The organism is Pseudoxanthomonas sp. (assembly GCF_035999195.1).
Classification (GTDB): Bacteria; Pseudomonadota; Gammaproteobacteria; order Xanthomonadales; family Xanthomonadaceae; genus Pseudoxanthomonas_A.
On sequence record NZ_DASYGY010000009.1, the window covers coordinates 2,322,328 to 2,338,787 of the forward strand.

A 16,460-nucleotide genomic window follows, 5' to 3' on the forward strand; every position below is an offset into this window, starting at 1 on the left:
CGGTCCGCGACGCCGCGACACGGTGGGCCGGAGCCCACCCTACGTCAGCAGCAACGTCGCAATGCTGCCCGCGGCATCGCGTCCCTCGGCGACCGCCGTGACCACCAGATCCGCACCACGCACCGCATCGCCACCGGCGAACAGCTTCGGATGCGTGGTCTGGAACGCCAGGCGGTCGCCGCCGCCGACCACGATGCGGCCGTTCGGCGTGCCTTCCACGCCCAGCTCGGCCAGCCACGCGGGCACGCTGGGCGAGAACCCGAAAGCGATGATCACCACGTCCGCGTCCAGCACCGATTCGCTGCCGTCGATGGGCACCGCACTCCGGCGACCGCGCTCGTCCGGTTCGCCGAGCGTCGTTTCCACCACCTGCACGCCGGCCACGCGTCCATCCTCGCCGGCGACGATGGCCAGCGGCTGGCGGTTGAACAGGAAGCGCACGCCTTCCTCGCGCGCATTCGCCACCTCGCGCGCGGACCCGGGCATGTTGGCCTCGTCGCGGCGATAGGCGCAGGTGACCTTCGCCGCGCCAAGCCGGATGGCGCTGCGCACGCAGTCCATGCCGGTATCGCCGCCGCCCAGCACCACCACGCGCTTGCCATGCAGGTCGGGCAGCGCCAGCTTGTCTTCCCAGCCGGCGATCGGGCGGCCCCATGGATCGCTGCCGCCGACGATGCGGCCGTTCTGCACCAGGAAGGGCAGGGCCGGCAGCACGCCGTCCAGGTCCTGTCCGGGCAGGCCGCCATCGGTGTAGCGGTAGGCGCCGGTGCCGAGGAAAACAGCGTCGTAGTCGTCCAGCAACTGCGACAGGGCGACATCGCGACCGACGTCCACGCCCAGGCGGAACTCCACGCCCATGCCTTCCAGTACCTCGCGGCGCGTGGCGATGACGCGCTTGTCGAGCTTGAAGCTGGGAATGCCGAACTGCAGCAGGCCGCCGATCTGTTCATAGCGGTCGTAGACCACCGCCTGGATGCCGGCGCGCGCCAGACGGTCCGCGCACCCCAGGCCCGCAGGCCCCGCGCCGATCACCGCCACGCGCTTGCCGGTCGGCTGCACGTCGCGCAGGTCCGGCCGCCAGCCGTTGGCCAGCGCGGTGTCGACGATGTACTTCTCCGCCGCACCGATGGTGACCGCGCCGAATTCCTCCAGCGTGCAGCTGCCTTCGCACAGGCGGTCCTGCGGGCAGACACGTCCGCAGACTTCCGGCAGCGGATTGGTGGAATGGCACAGTTCCGCCGCTTCCTCGATGCGGTTCTCCTGCAGCAGCTGCAGCCACTGCGGGATGGCGTTGTGCACCGGGCACTTCCAGCTGCAGTAGGGATTGCCGCAGTCCAGGCAACGGCCGGCCTGGTACTGCGCCTCCTCCTTACCGAACCTGCCGTACAGCTCGCCCCAGTCGCCGGACGTGCGCAGTTCCAGCGGAATGCGCTGCGGCATCGTCCGCGGCAGGTCGAGGAACTGGAATACCTGCTTCTTGCTCATGAGGACAGTACCTGATTCCCCTCTCCCTTGATGGGAGAGGGTGGCCGAAGGCCGGGAGAAGGTGAGCCGGAGCCGGTTGCGGCGAAGCGCCACGCCATCGCATCGAGTGCACGGAAGCAACGGCACGCGTCGCTGCGCTCGCGCCCCCTCTCCTGCCCTGCGGGCATCCTCCCCCGCGAGGGGGGAGGAGAAAGGCCGAGCGCACTCATGCCGCCCGCCTCAGGGTCTCGTTGAGCGAATCGATGCTCGCCGCCTTCGGCTTCACCAGCCAGAACTTGCCCACGTAGTCGCGGAACTCGTCGAGGATCTGCTGTGCCCAGATGCTGCCGGTCAGTTCGCGATGGCGGCTGATCAGCGTGTGCAGGTGCTGGCGATGGCTCTCGAAGCCTTCCGGGCTGATGCGGTGGATGTCGATCAGTTCGTGGTTGTAGCGGTCGACGAAATCGCGGTCCAGGTCGAGCACGTAGGCGAGGCCACCGGTGAAGCCGGCGCCGAAGTTCAGGCCCACCTTGCCCAGCACCAGCACGATGCCGTCGGTCATGTACTCGCAGCAGTGGTCGCCGGCGCCTTCGATCACCGCCAGCGCGCCCGAGTTGCGCACGCCGAAGCGCTCGCCCGCACGTCCCGCCGCGAACAGTTCGCCGCCGGTCGCGCCGTACAGGCAGGTGTTGCCGATGATCGGCGTGTTGCGGGCCTCGAAGCGCGCGCCGCGCGGCGGACGCACCACCAGCCGGCCGCCGGCCATGCCCTTGCCCACGTAGTCGTTGGCTTCGCCTTCCAGCTCCATCTGCAGGCCGCCGGCGTTGAACGCGCCGAAGCTCTGCCCGGCGGCGCCGCGGAAGCGCAGGTTGAGCGGCGCATCGGCCATGCCCTGGTTGCCGTGCTGGCGCGCGATGGCGCCGGACAGGCGGGTGCCGATGCTGCGGTCGGTGTTGTGGATCAGGAAGCGATGGTCGCCACCGGTCTTCTTGCGGATCGGCTCGGCGAGCAGACCGTCGAGCTGCGTGGCCAGGCTGTCCGGCGATTCGTACAGGCGCTGCGCCGCGCAGCCGCCGCTGTCGACCTTCGCGCCCTTCAGCAGGCGCGACAGGTCGATGTTGACGCCTTCGCGCGGCGATACGTCGATCTGCTGCAGCAGGTCGGTGCGGCCGACGATCTCGTCCAGCGATCGCGCGCCCAGGTACGACAGCCACTGCCGCACTTCCTCGGACAACAGGCGGAAGAAGTTCTCCACGCGCTCGGGCAGGCCGGTGAAGTATTGCGTGCGCAGGCGCTCGTCCTGCGTGGCCACGCCGGTCGCGCAGTTGTTGAGGTGGCAGATGCGCAGGTACTTGCAGCCGAGCACGATCATCGGGCCGGTGCCGAAGCCGAAGCTGTCCGCGCCGAGCAGGGCGGCCTTGACCACGTCCAGGCCGGTCTTCAGGCCGCCGTCGGTCTGCAGCACGGTGCGGTCGCGCAGCTGGTTCACGACCAGCGCGTGATGCGCTTCGGCCACGCCGAGTTCCCACGGCACGCCGGCGTAGCGGATCGAACTGACCGGGCTGGCGCCGGTGCCGCCGTCGTGGCCGGAAATGGTGATCAGATCGGCGCCCGCCTTCACCACGCCGGCGGCGATGGTGCCCACGCCCGCATGGCTGACCAGCTTCACCGAGACCAGCGCGTTCGGGTTGACCTGCTTGAGGTCGTAGATCAGCTGGGCGAGGTCTTCGATCGAATAGATGTCGTGGTGCGGCGGCGGCGAGATCAGGCCGATGCCGGGCTTGGCATAGCGCAGGCGCGCGATCAGCTCGTTGACCTTGTGGCCGGGAAGCTGGCCGCCTTCGCCGGGCTTGGCGCCCTGCGCGACCTTGATCTGCAGCACCTCGGCATTGACCAGGTATTCCGGGGTCACGCCGAAGCGGCCGGACGCGACCTGCTTGATCTTGCTGCGCTTCTCGGTGCCGTAGCGTGCGGGGTCCTCGCCGCCCTCACCGGAGTTGCTGCGTCCACCAAGGCGGTTCATCGCGATGGCGAGCGCCTCGTGCGCTTCGGGCGACAGCGCGCCGAGCGAGATCGCCGCGGTATCGAAGCGGCGCAGCAGGTCGGTGGCGTCGGCCACCTCGTCGATCGGCGTCGGCACCTCGGCCTTCTTCAGCTGCAGCAGATCGCGCAGCGCCGACGGCGGGCGCGAGTTCACGGCGTCCGCATAGGCCTGCCAGTCGCGGGCGTCGCCGGTGCGCGTCGCGCGCTGCAGCGTCATCACCACGTCCGGGTTGTACATGTGGTACTCGCCGCCGTGCACGTACTTCAGCAGGCCGCCGACCTCCGGCGATTCGCGGTCGTTCCACGCGCGCGCGTCGAGCTGGCGTGCTTCCAGGTCGAGCCGCTCGAAGCCGACACCGCCGATGCGCGCAGGCGTTTCGGCGAAGCACAGGTCCACCACGTCCGGATCCAGGCCGACGATCTCGAACAGCTGCGCACCGCGGTAGCTGCTGATGGTGCAGATGCCCATCTTCGAGATGATCTTCGACAGGCCCTTGTAGATGCCCTTGCGGTAGCTGCGGCCGATCTGCGTCTGCTCGCCACCCTTCTTGATCTGCAGGATGCCGCGCCGGCCCAGGTCGAACAGCGTCTGGTAGGCCAGGTACGGATACACCGCGGTGGCGCCCACGCCGATCAGGCAGGCCATGTGGTGCGGATCGCGCGCGGTGCCGGTCTCGACGATCAGGTTGACGTCGCAGCGCAGACCCACGCGGCAGAGGTGGTGGTGCACCGCGCCCGTAGCCAGCAGCGCATGCGCCATCGGCCGGCCCGGCTGCGGGTAGCGGTCCGATAACAGCAGCATGACGTCGCCATCGCGCGCGGCCTGCTCGGCTTCGCGGCATATCCGCTCCAGGCCGGCCTTGAGGCCTTCGTCGGGCGCGTACGACAGGTCGATCAGGCGATTCTTCTCGACGTACTGCGGCATCTTCAGCAACTGCCGCAGCTTGCGCTGGCTCAGCACCGGCGAATTGAGGATGACGTGGTTCACCGTCTCCGCGCCGGCGTGGAAGATGTTGGTCTCGCGTCCCAGCTGCGTGGTTAGCGACATCACGCAGTCTTCGCGCAGCGGATCGATCGGCGGGTTGGTGACCTGCGCGAACGCCTGGCGGAAGTAGTCGTACAGCGGCCGCGTCTGCCGGCTCAGCACGGCCATCGGCGTGTCGTCGCCCATCGAGCCGGTGGCTTCCTGCTCGGTTTCCGCCAGCGGGCGCAGCACGCCCTCGACTTCCTCCGAGGTCAGCTGGAACAGCTTGTGGTAACTGCGCAGCGTCTTCTCGTCGAACGGTTCCTCGACCAGCGACGGATCGATCAGTTCGGTCTGCAGGTAGGTCACGCCCTGGTGCAGCCACTGCTTGTACGGGGCGCGGCCGCGGTTGATGCGGTCCACCGCTTCGCTGTCGAGCAGGTCGCCGCGGCGCAGGTCGATGGCCATCATCTCGCCCGGCCCCAGCTTGCCCTTGCGGGTGACGCGTTCGGCCGGCACTTCCCACACGCCGGCCTCGCTGGCGACGATGAAGTGGCGGTCGCTGGTCAGCATCCAGCGCGCGGGGCGCAGGCCGTTGCGGTCCAGCGTGCACGCGGCGTAGCGCGCGTCCATCGAGACGATGCCGGCGGGACCGTCCCACGGTTCGGTGTTCAGGCCGTAGAACTCGTAGAACGCGGCCAGGTCGGCGTCCTTGAACTCCAGCGACTGCGTGGCCGGCGGCACCAGGATGCGCAGCGCCTGGATCAGCTCCATGCCGCCGGCGACCAGCAGTTCCAGCATGTTGTCCAGGCTCTGCGAATCGGACCCGTGCATCGAGATGACCGGGTCGAATTCGCCGATGTCGAACCACGGCGTCTTCCACACCTTGCTGCGCGCCTGCGCCCAGCGGCGGTTGCCCTCGATGGTATTGATCTCGCCGTTGTGCGCCAGCAGGCGGAACGGATGCGCCAGCGGCCAGCGTGGCAGCGTGTTGGTGGAGAAGCGCTGGTGGAACACCACGGCGCTGCTGGACAGTTCCGCGCGCTGCAGATCGGGATAGAACGTCGCCAGCTTGTCCGGCAGCACCATGCCCTTGTAGCCGATCGCATGCGGCGACAGCGTGACCACGTAGAAATCCGGTTCGGTGGTGCGCAGCTGCTGTTCGGCGCGGCGGCGCGCGAGGAACAGCGCCAGTGCGAAGGCTTCGTCCTTCTGGCCTTCGTCGGCTTCGACGAAAAGCTGCTCGATGCGCGGCAGGGTGTCCTTGGCGAGCTGGCCGCACACCGCGTCGTTGGTCGGCGGCACGCGCCAGCCCTTCACCGCGACGCCGGTGCGGAACAGTTCGGCTTCCAGCGTGGCGCGGCACTGCGCCGCGCGCGCCTCGTCGTGCGGCAGGAACACCAGGCCGGATGCGAAGCGCGCGCCGACGGCGATGTTCGCCTCGCCGGCGAGCGCACGCAGGAAGGCGTCGGGTTTGCGGATCAGCAGGCCGCAGCCGTCACCGGTGAGACCGTCGGCGGCCACGCCACCGCGATGGGTCATGCGCGACAGCGCGGCGATGGCCGTATCGACCAGCGCACGCGAAGGCTGGTCGTCGAGTTGCGCGATCATGCCGAAGCCACAGGCATCGCGCTCGTCGTTCGGGTCGTAGAGACCCTGTTCAAAGCCGCCTTGGCGATTGCGAGGGGCCATGTGTCGCCTCAAACCGGAGTGACGGCGACACCGTGCCCTGCCCACGCAGCGGCACTTCGAAATGTCACCGGAAACCCGACTAAATCACAGTTGTTGCGATGCCGCAACAACACCTATTAGTAGCCACTGCGTTGGTTGCAAGAGCAACTTTTTTCTGGCCGTTTCGTTGCGTTTTACTCGCGATGTGGACGGGCACCACGCACGTGTCAGCGATGGCAGATCAAGCGGCCAATTTCGCCATGCGATGGACCGGCGGAATGGAAGAACGGGCGGCCGGCCCGCGTGTTCACGCAAATGGCGGGCCGATGCGGTAATAAGGTCACCGGCCGGTATGCCCGGCGGATATCTGACACGGAGGTTGGACCATGTCCGGACGCATTGCGCACTTGCTCGGCACCGTCGGGACGGCGACGCTGGCCCTGCTCATGCTGCCACTGCTGGCGGCCTGCCAGACGCCAGGGCCCGTGGGCCGCATCGTCACGCCCTCGAAGGTGGAGCAATCCGATCCACCGTTGAACCCGAACCCGATGCACGTCGTCCGACTGCATGGCCGCGCGCCGGAGACGCTCGACTTCCGCTTCCGCGTCGCCTTCGCCTCCACCAACCGCGAAGGCGATTGCTGGAACCATGCGGGGTTCTGGGAAGGCGGAGGCGCGAAGACGTTCGCCTATGACATCTACCCGGTCCGCAGGGGAGATACGTGGGAAGCCGATCTGGTGGTGGACCGCTACCTGTCGGGGCGGTGTGCATGGAACATCCGGGGCAACGCGATGATCATGGTGGAGCCGACGGATGCCCGCGAGGGCGACACGTTCGTGGAGGGCATGCGACTGGTGGTCGGCGATGCTCGTGGCCGGGATGAGAACGCGCCGCGCTGCCAGCCTGGCAATCCACGGTGCTCGGAGGAACGCAGCAGGCGTCTTTCCAATTCCGACGACACCATTCCCGTAGAAGTACGGTGCAAGCGTGTCAAGCCACCACCGCTCCCAGCCCGAGGCACGGTGTTCATCTGCAACGAGTTTCCCGAGTACAAGACCACGCATCTGCTCCAGAACAGTACCCGCCGTGTCCGGATCGAGCTGTACGACCTGGATCATGACGAACGCCAAGACTAGACCGCGATACACCAACAGGGACGTCGAGAATGAGCGAACACACGATTCCGGATCCGCCCGCCGAATGGTCACGTGGCGTGGATCACGAGAAAGAGCTCCAGCTGGCCCGCTTCAGTCGAGTCAGCTATCTGGATCAGAACGAGATCCACAACCGAAACCCGCAGGTCAATCCAGATTGGCCACACCTTTTCGCGGAAGATCTCGGAGAAGCAATGTGGGAGCGCGTGTCGTACGACGACCACGCCAGAACCGGCCTCGTCATCCACGCCTTCGCCAACCAAGCCGAGAAGCGCATCGTCATCGCCGTCCGCGGGAGCGACGATCCGCTGGACTGGAAGGGTCCGAACATCGCGGTGGCGCGCGATGGCGAACTGCTCGATCTGATGGGCGCGCCTGCGCCGGCCACCGACCGCACACGGGCGCAGATGGCCCGGGTGCAGGAGGCGTTGCTGCCCGGCGATGCGTGGGACCCGCAGTTCCGGCAGGCGCTCGACTTTGCCAAGCGCGTGCACGACACCTACGGCCGCCATGACTACCGGATCGAGGTGACCGGCCACTCGGCAGGCGGTGCGCATGCGCAGGTGCTCAGCCATACCTTCGGCTGGGGTGGACGCACCTTCGACGCACCCGGGGCCGCGAACATCGTGGCGTCGGACGGGTATCGGCAGTGGCTTGGCGAGCACCGGATGACACCCGTGCAGGCACCGGACTTCCGGGCGGATGCGTTCGATGGCGGCTTCCTCAACTACAAGGTCAACAACAGCGTGGTCTCGCACCAGACCGGGCCGCATATCGGTGCATCGCAGTCGATATCCAGCCTGGAGGGGCGAGAAGGTTTCGGATCGCACGCGCGCTATGTCGCCGGCTTGGTCGGAGGTGGTCTGAGCGAGACACCGCTGGCCGGCCAGGCGATCAAGGCGAGCGGGCTTGGGAGGTTGGGCAACCTGGTGGGACCGGTCGCGCATGGCAGCCAGCACGGCGTGGATGCGCTGGACCGCCACGACATGAGCCGCATCGTGGGCGTGTTCGAGGAAGCGGTGCGTCGGCAGGAGCAGGGCGAGCGGCAGCCGCTGCCCATCTTCGGCGAGCGTGCCTTGCCTCCCGAGCCGCCGCTGGCAAGCCGCGAAGCACCGCCGCATGGGGCCACGTTCCCGGCGACCGGCCCTACGCTGTTCAGCGGAGCCGGCCGCGAGGCGCTGACACGCATGCTCGACGCGGCATCGAGGGGTGATGCGGACGCCTGCCGGGCTGCGATGGAGCGCCTGCATGCTTCGCCCGATGCGCATGCGTGGCTGAAGAACGGGCAGTAGCGCCTGCTCGCGCAGCAAGGAATCGCGCCATCGCACGATGCGCCCGGCGCTGGCTCCGTTGACGAATCGCGCCGCAGGGAAGAACCCGGCTTTGCCAGGTAAGGCGCGGCCAGAGTAAGGAAAACGCCGTCCGTGCAAGACGGACGGCGCAGGGCTGCCCGGCAACGCGGGCGAGGTCAGCCGCAGTTGACCGAGGTCGCGGCGCCCTTGTCATCGAGGATGATGTTCAGGCGGTTCGGATTGAAGTCCATCGTCGCGGCATCGCCCGGCTTGAGGGCGCGCACGGCCTCGGACTTGCTGTCGGTCTTGGCCTGTTCGATCTCCTGGTCGGTCGGCGTCTTGCCGATGATCCACTGCGCCTGGGTGTCGTCGCAGGTGCCGGCGAGTTCCGTGGGTGCCGGTTGTGCGGGCGCGGGTGTCGCGGCTTCGCTGGCGGCGGCCTGGGACTGCTCGGCGGCGGCGGTCTGTTCGTCGGCATCGGGTGCGGTGCACGCGGCCAGCGACAGGGTCAGCAGCAGGGCGGGGATCGCCGTTCGGATCATGCGGAGCTCCGGAGGATGGGTCTGAAGGAGAGATTACGCACCGGACATTCGCTAGTCGTTAAGCAGGGTGCGGCAGGTTCCGTCGATCAGGCGCGGCCGCCTCGATGCCGCTCGTGGTGAGCCTGTCGAGCCACATGCTTCGCGGAACAACGGGGCTGCCCTGGTCTGCCTCGGCATCGCAAGGCCTGTGGTTCGACGGGCTCACCACGAACGGGCCGGAAACCCGGGTCTGCTCAGGTCGCCACGGGCCGCCGTCGCTCCAGCCACCAGAGCAGGGCGGCGGCGAACAGCCAGCCGAGGAACCACGGCCACGCCGGCCCGCGGGTGCCTTCCGTTGCGGACGCGGCGGCGGTGGGAGATCGCGATGCCAGCCGCCGGGTCTGTTCGCGCACCACGGTCGCGTGCAGGTGCGGTGCATCGTCCGTCGCGCGGACGAAGAACGGCGCCGTCGTCGTGCCCGTTGCCAGCCGGTGCCATCCCGCCGTGCGCGGCCAGAAGCCGCCGCAGCGGGCGGCGCCGGTGGCGGCATCGCGCTGCACGCGGGTGACGGTGCCGTCCGGCGCGGTGACCTGGGCGTCGTCGGCGAGGCCGCACAGCGCCACGCGTTGCGACACGCGTGCGTCGTCCGGCGTCGCCAGCGCCCTCTCCGTGCCCGTCCGCGCGAGCGTGCCCAGCGCCTGCGCCCACAGCGCGGCATGCGTATCGCCATGGCCGGCCAGCACCAGCGCGTAGGTGTCGGTCGGCGTCCACGCGCCGATCCGCCCGCGTCCCTCTGCCCGCCACCACGCGATGGCCGTGCCGTCGGCCGCGCGCAGCAGCGGGATCGCGTCCGGCGACGCCGTGCGCAGCGCTCGCCGCGTCAGTGTCGGCAGGCCGGCCGGAACCGCCTCCGCATCGACCGGTGCGTCCGCCGTGCCGGCGCCGCGGCGCGCGCGCCAGGCATCGTCGTCGGGTGCGGGACGCGGTAGCTGGAGCTCGGCTTCGTCGCTGCCGGCGAGCGCCAGGCCGAGCATGCGCTGCACGCCCGGTGCCAGCGCGCCATCGGTGCGCACCAGCACACCGAGGCCGTCACGGACCGCCGCCACGAGGGCTGCGCGTTGTCCGTCGCCGAGCGCGGCGGCGCTGCGCGCATCCAGCAGCACCAGGTCGAAGCGGCGCAGCGTGTCGGCCGTCATCGGCAGCGGCGCGTCGCCCAGCTGCAGGCCGCCGCCCAGGCTGATCTGCAGATGCAGCGGCATCCCCGCGTCAGCGGCCCAGCGGCGCAGGTACTTCCATTCCGCATTCGGCGCGCCGGCCAGGGCCCAGACCCGGGGCGCCGGCGCGGGCTGCGTCCACACCGGCACGGTGGCGGCATCGACCACCGACCGCTGCGCATCCAGCACTTCGACGCGGAACGACGCCGGCCCGGGCAGACGGCCCAGTCCGTCGAGGCGGAAACCGCCCTGCGCATCGACCGTCGTCGCATCGATGCGCTGGCCTGCCGGATCACGCAGGACCACCGTCGCCTGCGGGACGCCATGCACGCGGCCGCTGACGGGGAAGGGGGCGCCCGTCGCCACGGGGGCGATGGGAGAAAGCTGCACGATGCCGCGCGGCAGCGCCGATGCGGAGAATGCGAGTGCGTGATCGCCGACGGCGTCGCGGTCACGCGCTTCCAGGCCGGCGCCGACGATGTGCAGCGCATGGACGTCCGGATGACGGCGCAATGCGGTCCCGAGATCCGGCACGCGTTCGGCATCGATGCCGGCCGGTGCTTCCGGCAACGCGACGCGCGGTTGGCCTTGCAGCGTCGCGGGCAGCGCTACGCGGTCCGCCTGCGCGGTCATCACCACCAGCGTGCCGGTGGTCGCGGTCTGGCGCGGCGGCAGGAGGGTGAGATAGAGCAGCACCGCGACCACCGGTTGCAGCGCGCACAACAAGACGAAGCGCGTCGGCGAACCCCTGCGGTCATGCGGTGTCCTGCGACGCCACAACGCGAGGCGCAGCCACGCCATCGCCACGGCGAGCGCCAGCAGCACGGCCAACGACGCGGCCAGGTTCATCGCGCAGGCTCCTGCCGCAATGCGTCCAGGTAGCGCCGACCCGCCTCATCCGCCGCGCCGCGACGCGGTACCTGCGCCGGCGGCTGCGCAGAGGCCGACCACAGCAGCGCGCGCAGGCGCTGGCGACACGGCGCGCACGCCGGATCGCCGCGCACTTCGTCGATGGCGGCGAACAGGTCCAGCGCATCCGGCACGCGCGCTTCGTTGCCGCGCAGCCAGGCCTGCAGCGCATCGAGTTCCGCCACGTCGGCCGGCACGCCGTCGCTCGCCAGCGCGTACCAGGCACGCGCCGGTGCCGGCGCCTCATCGTCCTGCGCGCGCGCCAACGCGCCCAGCGGACGCGGCGCGATGCCGGTGCGGTCGCCGCCGAGCCGGCGCGTCTCGTCGATCGGCGGCAGTTCCGGCCCCACCCGCGCCAGGTAGATGCGCGTGGCCTGCTGCACCTGCTTGATGTACTCCAGCGCCTTGTACGCGAACGGCAGCGCGCGGTCCGGATGACCCTGGCGCAGGTGCAGCTCCGACTGCCACATCTGGTCCAGCGCCTTCTTCAACGTCGCGCGCGTCTCCGGATCGAGCAGCGTCGCCGCTTCGGCATGGTCATGCGTGTGGCCGTAGGCTTCCAGCACGTCGGCTTCGCGGCCGAAGCTGGCGCCGGTCGCGCTGGTCGCTCCGCCGTGGTCGTGTCCGTCCTCGGCGTGCGCGGTGTCGCCGGTGTGGTCGTGACCATCGTCGTCGGTGTGTCCGTCCTCGGCGTCGTTGGTCGGCGGCGGTTGCGGCTCGCCTTCGGCTTCCTCGCCGAGGAACTGGCCGTAGCGCAGGCGCAGGATGCGCTGGTCCACGCCGATCGCGTCGGAACGGGTGACGAAGGTGTCGGCCGCCAGGCTGCGCTTCTGCTTCTGCAGCGCTTCGGCGTCGATGATGATCTGGCGCTGGCTGCGGAAGTACGCCGGCATCACCTTCTTCACCAGCCCTTCCAGGCCGGTGCTTTCCTGGCCCAGGTCCGCCGGCCAGCGCAGGATCAGACCGGGACTCTGCGCGCGCTGCGGCGACGGCGAGCGCGTGTCCTGCACGGTGAGCTGCGCGATCAGGTCGTCGCCGACGGCCATGCCCAGCGCCTTCAGGTCGAGCGAGGCGCTGAAGCGGCGCGCCGTCGCCGGACCGCTGCCGCGCAGTGTCATTACCTGTTCCTTGAACGCGATGTTCTCGCCGCTGCCCTGCGCCAGCGTCAGTTTCAGCGTGGCGGTCGGGGCGATGCCGTAGTCGTCGCGGGCCTCGAAGGCGAGCGGCCATCGCGCCTGCCCGACCGTCACCAGGCTGAGGCCGCGGTCCGGTGCCAGCACCTTCACCTCCGGCGTGCGGTCGGGGATGGCATCCAGCCGGCGCAGCTTCGTCGGCGGCTGGCCGTCCGTGCCGGCAGCGACCACGCGGTACAGCGTCGACTTCGCCAGCAGATGCGTCGCGCGCCACGTGTCGCCGTCGCGCGTCAGTGCGGTCCGTTGCCCGTCGTGGAAGACCAGCGTCGCCGCGGTCGGCTGCGGCTCGAAGCGCAAGGTCCAGGTCAGTCGCGAGCCGACCGGCGCCTTCGCATCGAGTGTCGGTTCCGCATGGGCGGCGATGCCGGTGTAGGCCGGCGGCGCCACGTGCAGGCGCTGGGCGACGAGATGAGGAATGCCGGGTGCGGCCGGTGCGGGTTCGTCCGAAGCGGCGAGTGGGCCTGCATCATCGCGGCCTGGAGACCACAGTGCGGTCGCCGCCATCACGACGGCGGCGGCCAGCCACAGCGCGCCGATCCGTGCCCATGGCCACGGCGAGCGCAGGTCCGGCGCCGGCTGTGCGCGCAGGCGCTCACGCACGCGCGTCTGCTGCAACTGCTGCAGCGGCGTCAGTGCGGCGGGCGGCGTCAGCAGCAGATCGGCGCTGTCGTCCAGATCGGCGCGTCGCGCATCGAGCTGACGGACCAGCCACGGTGTGTCGAACACGGCGGTCCGCCGCCAGGCGAGGAACGCCAGCAGCGCGATGCCGGTGACGGCGATGACGACGGCGACCGCGGGCGATGCCATCCGCCACAGCACCGCACCCACGGCGACCGGGATCGCCGCACCCAGCAGCAGCTGGCCGAGCAACGCGTGCCGACGCACCTGCAAGAGACGGTCGGTCGCCGACCACGTCATGGCGCCACGCTCCGCGTGCGTCGCGTCGCCATCCATCGTTCGACCAGCACCAGCAGCGCGATCAGCAGCGCCAGCCAGGGCTGCAGGTCGCGCGGTGCGACGGGATACGTCGCGCCGCCGGTGACCGGCGCATAGTCGCTCGCCAGCACGCGGCTGGGAGACGCAACGGGCGTATCGAACAATGCACGCAGGCGCTGCGGAAAGTCGGCCTCGACCAGTTCCGGCATCGCATCTGGCCGCAGCGGCCGGGTGAATCGCAGCACGCGGCCGTTGCCGCGCGTGGCCGCTTCGACCAGCGGGACGCCATCGGCATCGCGCCATGGCGTTGCATCGGCAGCGAAACCGTCGAGCGTGCTGTCGTTCGCCAGCAGCGCCGTGCCGCCGGACGCGATCCACTGCACGACGGCTGCGGGCACCGGGCCGGGCACCAGCCAGACCAGCGGCATCGTGGTGCCCGGCAGTGCTTCGTCAGCCGCGCCGACCTGCAACGTCGGCGATGTCGAGGACGCGGGTTGCCAGGCCAGCGCAGCGGCGCGCAGATAGCGCAGTCCCGTGTCGTTGCCTGCCGCGTGGCGCACGGCCAGGGTGGGCGGCGCCGACGCGGGTGCGGGTGGCGCCGGCATTGCGCCTTCGACGACGTTCCACGTCACTGCGCGCGACAGTACGGGGCGCTCCGCGTCCGCGCCTTGCAGCGTCGCCGGCACGACGACGGTCAGCGGCGTGCCCGCCGGCAGTTCGGCATCCAGCTGGCGCAGCAGGCTGGCCACGGCGGGTGTGCCTGCGGGCGCGGCGTCGTCCAGCGACGGAAAGCCGGGCGCCAGCCAGTGCAGACGCGCCTGCGCATCGCCTGCTTGCGTGCGTATCGCTGTCGCATCCACGCCGGGCACGGCGACGATCCACGGACGTGCGTCGTCCATGCCCGACAGCACCGGCCGCGCCAGCCACAGCGCCAGCAACGCGAGCAGCAGCAGGCGCAGCAACAGCAGCGGCCATTCGTCGAAGCGGATGCGGTGGCGCGGCTTGGGTTTCTGCCGCAGCCAGCGCAGCGCGGCGAAGTCGGTCGGCGTCTGTTCGTGGCGACGCGCCAGATGCAGCAGCAGCGGCAGCAGCAGCGCAGCGAGCGCGGCCAGGCCGGCAGGCAGCAGCAACGCCAGGCTCATGCGTACTCCGCCGCGTCGCGGGCGCCGAACAGCCGCCGCAGCGGCAGGTCCAGCGGCTGGTCGGTGTAGTAGCGCGCGTGTCGGATGCCGCTGGCGTCGAGGCGCGCGTCGAGCAGGCGCTGCGCTTCGGCGAAGCGCTGCAGGTAATCCGCACGCAGCGCGGCGGCATCGCCCAGCAGTTCCTCGCCAGTTTCCGGATCGCGGAAGCGATGGCCGCCGGTGAATGGGAAGTCGCGCTCGTCCGTCGTCAGCAACTGGATCGCCAGCACTTCGCGCCGCGCGGCGGCCAGCCGTTCCATCAGCGCGACCATCGCCTCGTCGAAGCCATCGCTCAGTGCCATCACCAGATCGCCGGCACCGATGCGTTCCCAGACCGGGGAAAGTTTTTCGGCCGCAGGAAACGTGCCGCCGGCCGTCAGTCCATGCAGTGCCAGCAGCAGCTGGTCGCGCTGGCGTGCGCCGTTGCCCGGCGAGACCAGGCGCACGCCGTCACCGTGCAGCATCAGCAGGCCGAAGCGGTCGCCCTGGCGCAACGCCAGCTCCGCGATGCAGGCGGTGAGTCGGCGCGCGGCATCGAAGCGCGTGCCGCGTTCACCATCGCGCTGGTTCATCGAGGCGGTGGCGTCGAGCACGATCCACACCGTCAGCGGGCTCTCGCGCTCGGCTTCGCGTACGAAGAAACGGTCCGAGCGCGCGTACAGCTTCCAGTCGATCTGCCGCAGTTCGTCGCCCGGCTCGTAGGCACGGTACTGCGCGAACTCCAGTCCGGCACCGCGGCTGCGGCTGTGGTGCACGCCGATCCCCTGCGCGCCGATGGCACGGCGCGCGGTCAGCCGCAGGTCCTTCAACCGGCTGCGGACGTCGGCGGGGATCAGGTCGTGCGCCATGGAGCGTCGATCAGGCGGCGAGCGGCACGCCGCGCAGCAGCGCGGCGATCACGTCGTCGGCGCTGACCTGCTCCGCCTCCGCCGCGAACGACAGCAGCAGGCGGTGGCGCATCACCGGCTTCGCCAGTGCCACGATGTCCTCGCGCGTGGCGGCCAGGCGGCCGTGCAACAGGGCGCGCGCCTTCGCCGCGAGCACCAGCGACTGGCCGGCGCGCGGACCCGCGCCCCAGCGCACGTACTTGCGGATCTCGTCGGGCACGCCGTCGCCGGGACGGCTCGCCCGCACCAGTTTCGTGATCCAGCGCAGCAGGTCCTCGCTGACGTGCACATCGCGCACGTGTCGCTGCAGCGCCAGCACGGCCTCGCCTTCCATCACCCGCGGCACCGCGCCGCCGGCACGGCCGGTGGTCTGCGCCAGGATGTCGTGCTCTTCCTGTTCGGTCGGGTAGTCGACGCGGACGTGCAGCAGGAAGCGGTCCAGCTGCGCTTCCGGCAACGGATACGTGCCGGCCTGTTCCAGCGGATTCTGCGTGGCCAGCACGAAGAACGGCGAGGGCAGCGCATGCGTGGTGCCGGCGTAGCTGACCGTGCGTTCCTGCATCGCTTCCAGCAGCGCCGCCTGCGTCTTCGGCGGCGTGCGGTTCAGTTCGTCAGCGAGCAGGAGATTGGTGAAGATCGGGCCGGGCTGGAAACGGAAATGGCGATGGCCGGTACCGTGATCTTCCTCCAGCAGTTCGGTGCCGAGGATGTCGCTGGGCATCAGGTCCGGCGTGAACTGCACGCGGCGGAACTGCAGGTGCAGCGCCTCGCCCAGCGAGCGCACCAGCAGCGTCTTGCCGAGGCCGGGCACGCCTTCGAGCAGGCAGTGCCCGCCCGCGAGCAGGCCGATCAGCAGCTGCTCCACCACGTCCTGCTGGCCGACGATGGCCTGGGCGATGGCGGCGCGGAGTTCGCCCAGCTTCGCGAGTTGCTGCTGGAGGTCGGATTCGGTGAGGGAGGTGGTCATGGGGTTTCCTTACTGCTTTCAATGCAGCGGGTTGCAATAGGACGTACCGTCATCCCAGCGAACG

General features: G+C 70.0%; 10 protein-coding genes. 2 read left to right on the forward strand and 8 right to left on the reverse strand.

Annotated features, from left to right (window positions below; translation table 11 throughout):
- Positions 1 to 39: 39 nt before the first annotated feature.
- Both VGN58_RS17850 and gltB read right to left on the reverse strand, forming a co-directional pair.
- A complete protein-coding gene (locus tag VGN58_RS17850) occupies positions 40 to 1,485 on the reverse strand; it encodes an FAD-dependent oxidoreductase (protein ID WP_327484513.1) in 1,446 nt (481 codons plus the stop codon).
- A 205-nt stretch (positions 1,486 to 1,690) separates the two neighbouring features.
- Positions 1,691 to 6,163 carry a glutamate synthase large subunit gene (gltB, locus tag VGN58_RS17855; RefSeq protein ID WP_327484514.1) on the reverse strand — a complete coding sequence of 1,491 codons (4,473 nt, stop codon included), beginning with the start codon at positions 6,161 to 6,163 and terminating at the stop codon, positions 1,691 to 1,693.
- Positions 6,164 to 6,528: 365 nt separating this feature from the next.
- Here gltB and VGN58_RS17860 point away from each other — a divergent pair, with 365 nt between their 5' ends.
- Together VGN58_RS17860 and VGN58_RS17865 are read left to right on the forward strand one after the other, a co-directional pair.
- Positions 6,529 to 7,278 carry a hypothetical protein gene (locus tag VGN58_RS17860; protein ID WP_327484515.1) on the forward strand — a complete coding sequence of 250 codons (750 nt, stop codon included), beginning with the start codon at positions 6,529 to 6,531 and terminating at the stop codon, positions 7,276 to 7,278.
- Between the two features lie 29 nt (positions 7,279 to 7,307).
- On the forward strand, positions 7,308 to 8,588 hold the full coding sequence (locus VGN58_RS17865) for a hypothetical protein (RefSeq protein ID WP_327484516.1): 1,281 nt from the start codon (positions 7,308 to 7,310) through the stop codon (positions 8,586 to 8,588).
- Positions 8,589 to 8,764: 176 nt separating this feature from the next.
- On the opposite strand, the gene VGN58_RS17870 is transcribed toward VGN58_RS17865, so the two are convergent.
- The 6 genes from VGN58_RS17870 to VGN58_RS17895 all read right to left on the reverse strand — a co-directional run bounded on the left by VGN58_RS17870 (position 8,765) and on the right by VGN58_RS17895 (position 16,396).
- A complete protein-coding gene (locus VGN58_RS17870) occupies positions 8,765 to 9,130 on the reverse strand; it encodes an I78 family peptidase inhibitor (protein ID WP_327484517.1) in 366 nt (121 codons plus the stop codon).
- 233 nt (positions 9,131 to 9,363) lie between these two features.
- A complete protein-coding gene (locus VGN58_RS17875) occupies positions 9,364 to 11,172 on the reverse strand; it encodes a carboxypeptidase-like regulatory domain-containing protein (RefSeq protein WP_327484518.1) in 1,809 nt (602 codons plus the stop codon).
- The gene (locus VGN58_RS17880) at positions 11,169 to 13,343 is read right to left on the reverse strand and encodes a hypothetical protein (RefSeq protein WP_327484519.1); all 2,175 of its coding nucleotides are present in this window, start codon (positions 13,341 to 13,343) and stop codon (positions 11,169 to 11,171) included. Before VGN58_RS17880 ends, VGN58_RS17875 begins: the two co-directional genes overlap by 4 nt.
- Positions 13,340 to 14,503, reverse strand: coding sequence for a BatA domain-containing protein (locus VGN58_RS17885; protein ID WP_327484520.1), 1,164 nt, complete (start codon positions 14,501 to 14,503; stop codon positions 13,340 to 13,342). The genes VGN58_RS17880 and VGN58_RS17885 overlap by 4 nt, the downstream gene beginning before the upstream one ends.
- Positions 14,500 to 15,390 carry a DUF58 domain-containing protein gene (locus VGN58_RS17890; protein ID WP_327484521.1) on the reverse strand — a complete coding sequence of 297 codons (891 nt, stop codon included), beginning with the start codon at positions 15,388 to 15,390 and terminating at the stop codon, positions 14,500 to 14,502. The genes VGN58_RS17885 and VGN58_RS17890 overlap by 4 nt, the downstream gene beginning before the upstream one ends.
- A 10-nt stretch (positions 15,391 to 15,400) precedes the next feature.
- On the reverse strand, positions 15,401 to 16,396 hold the full coding sequence (locus VGN58_RS17895) for a MoxR family ATPase (protein WP_327484522.1): 996 nt from the start codon (positions 16,394 to 16,396) through the stop codon (positions 15,401 to 15,403).
- Between the last annotated feature and the right edge of the window lie 64 nt (positions 16,397 to 16,460).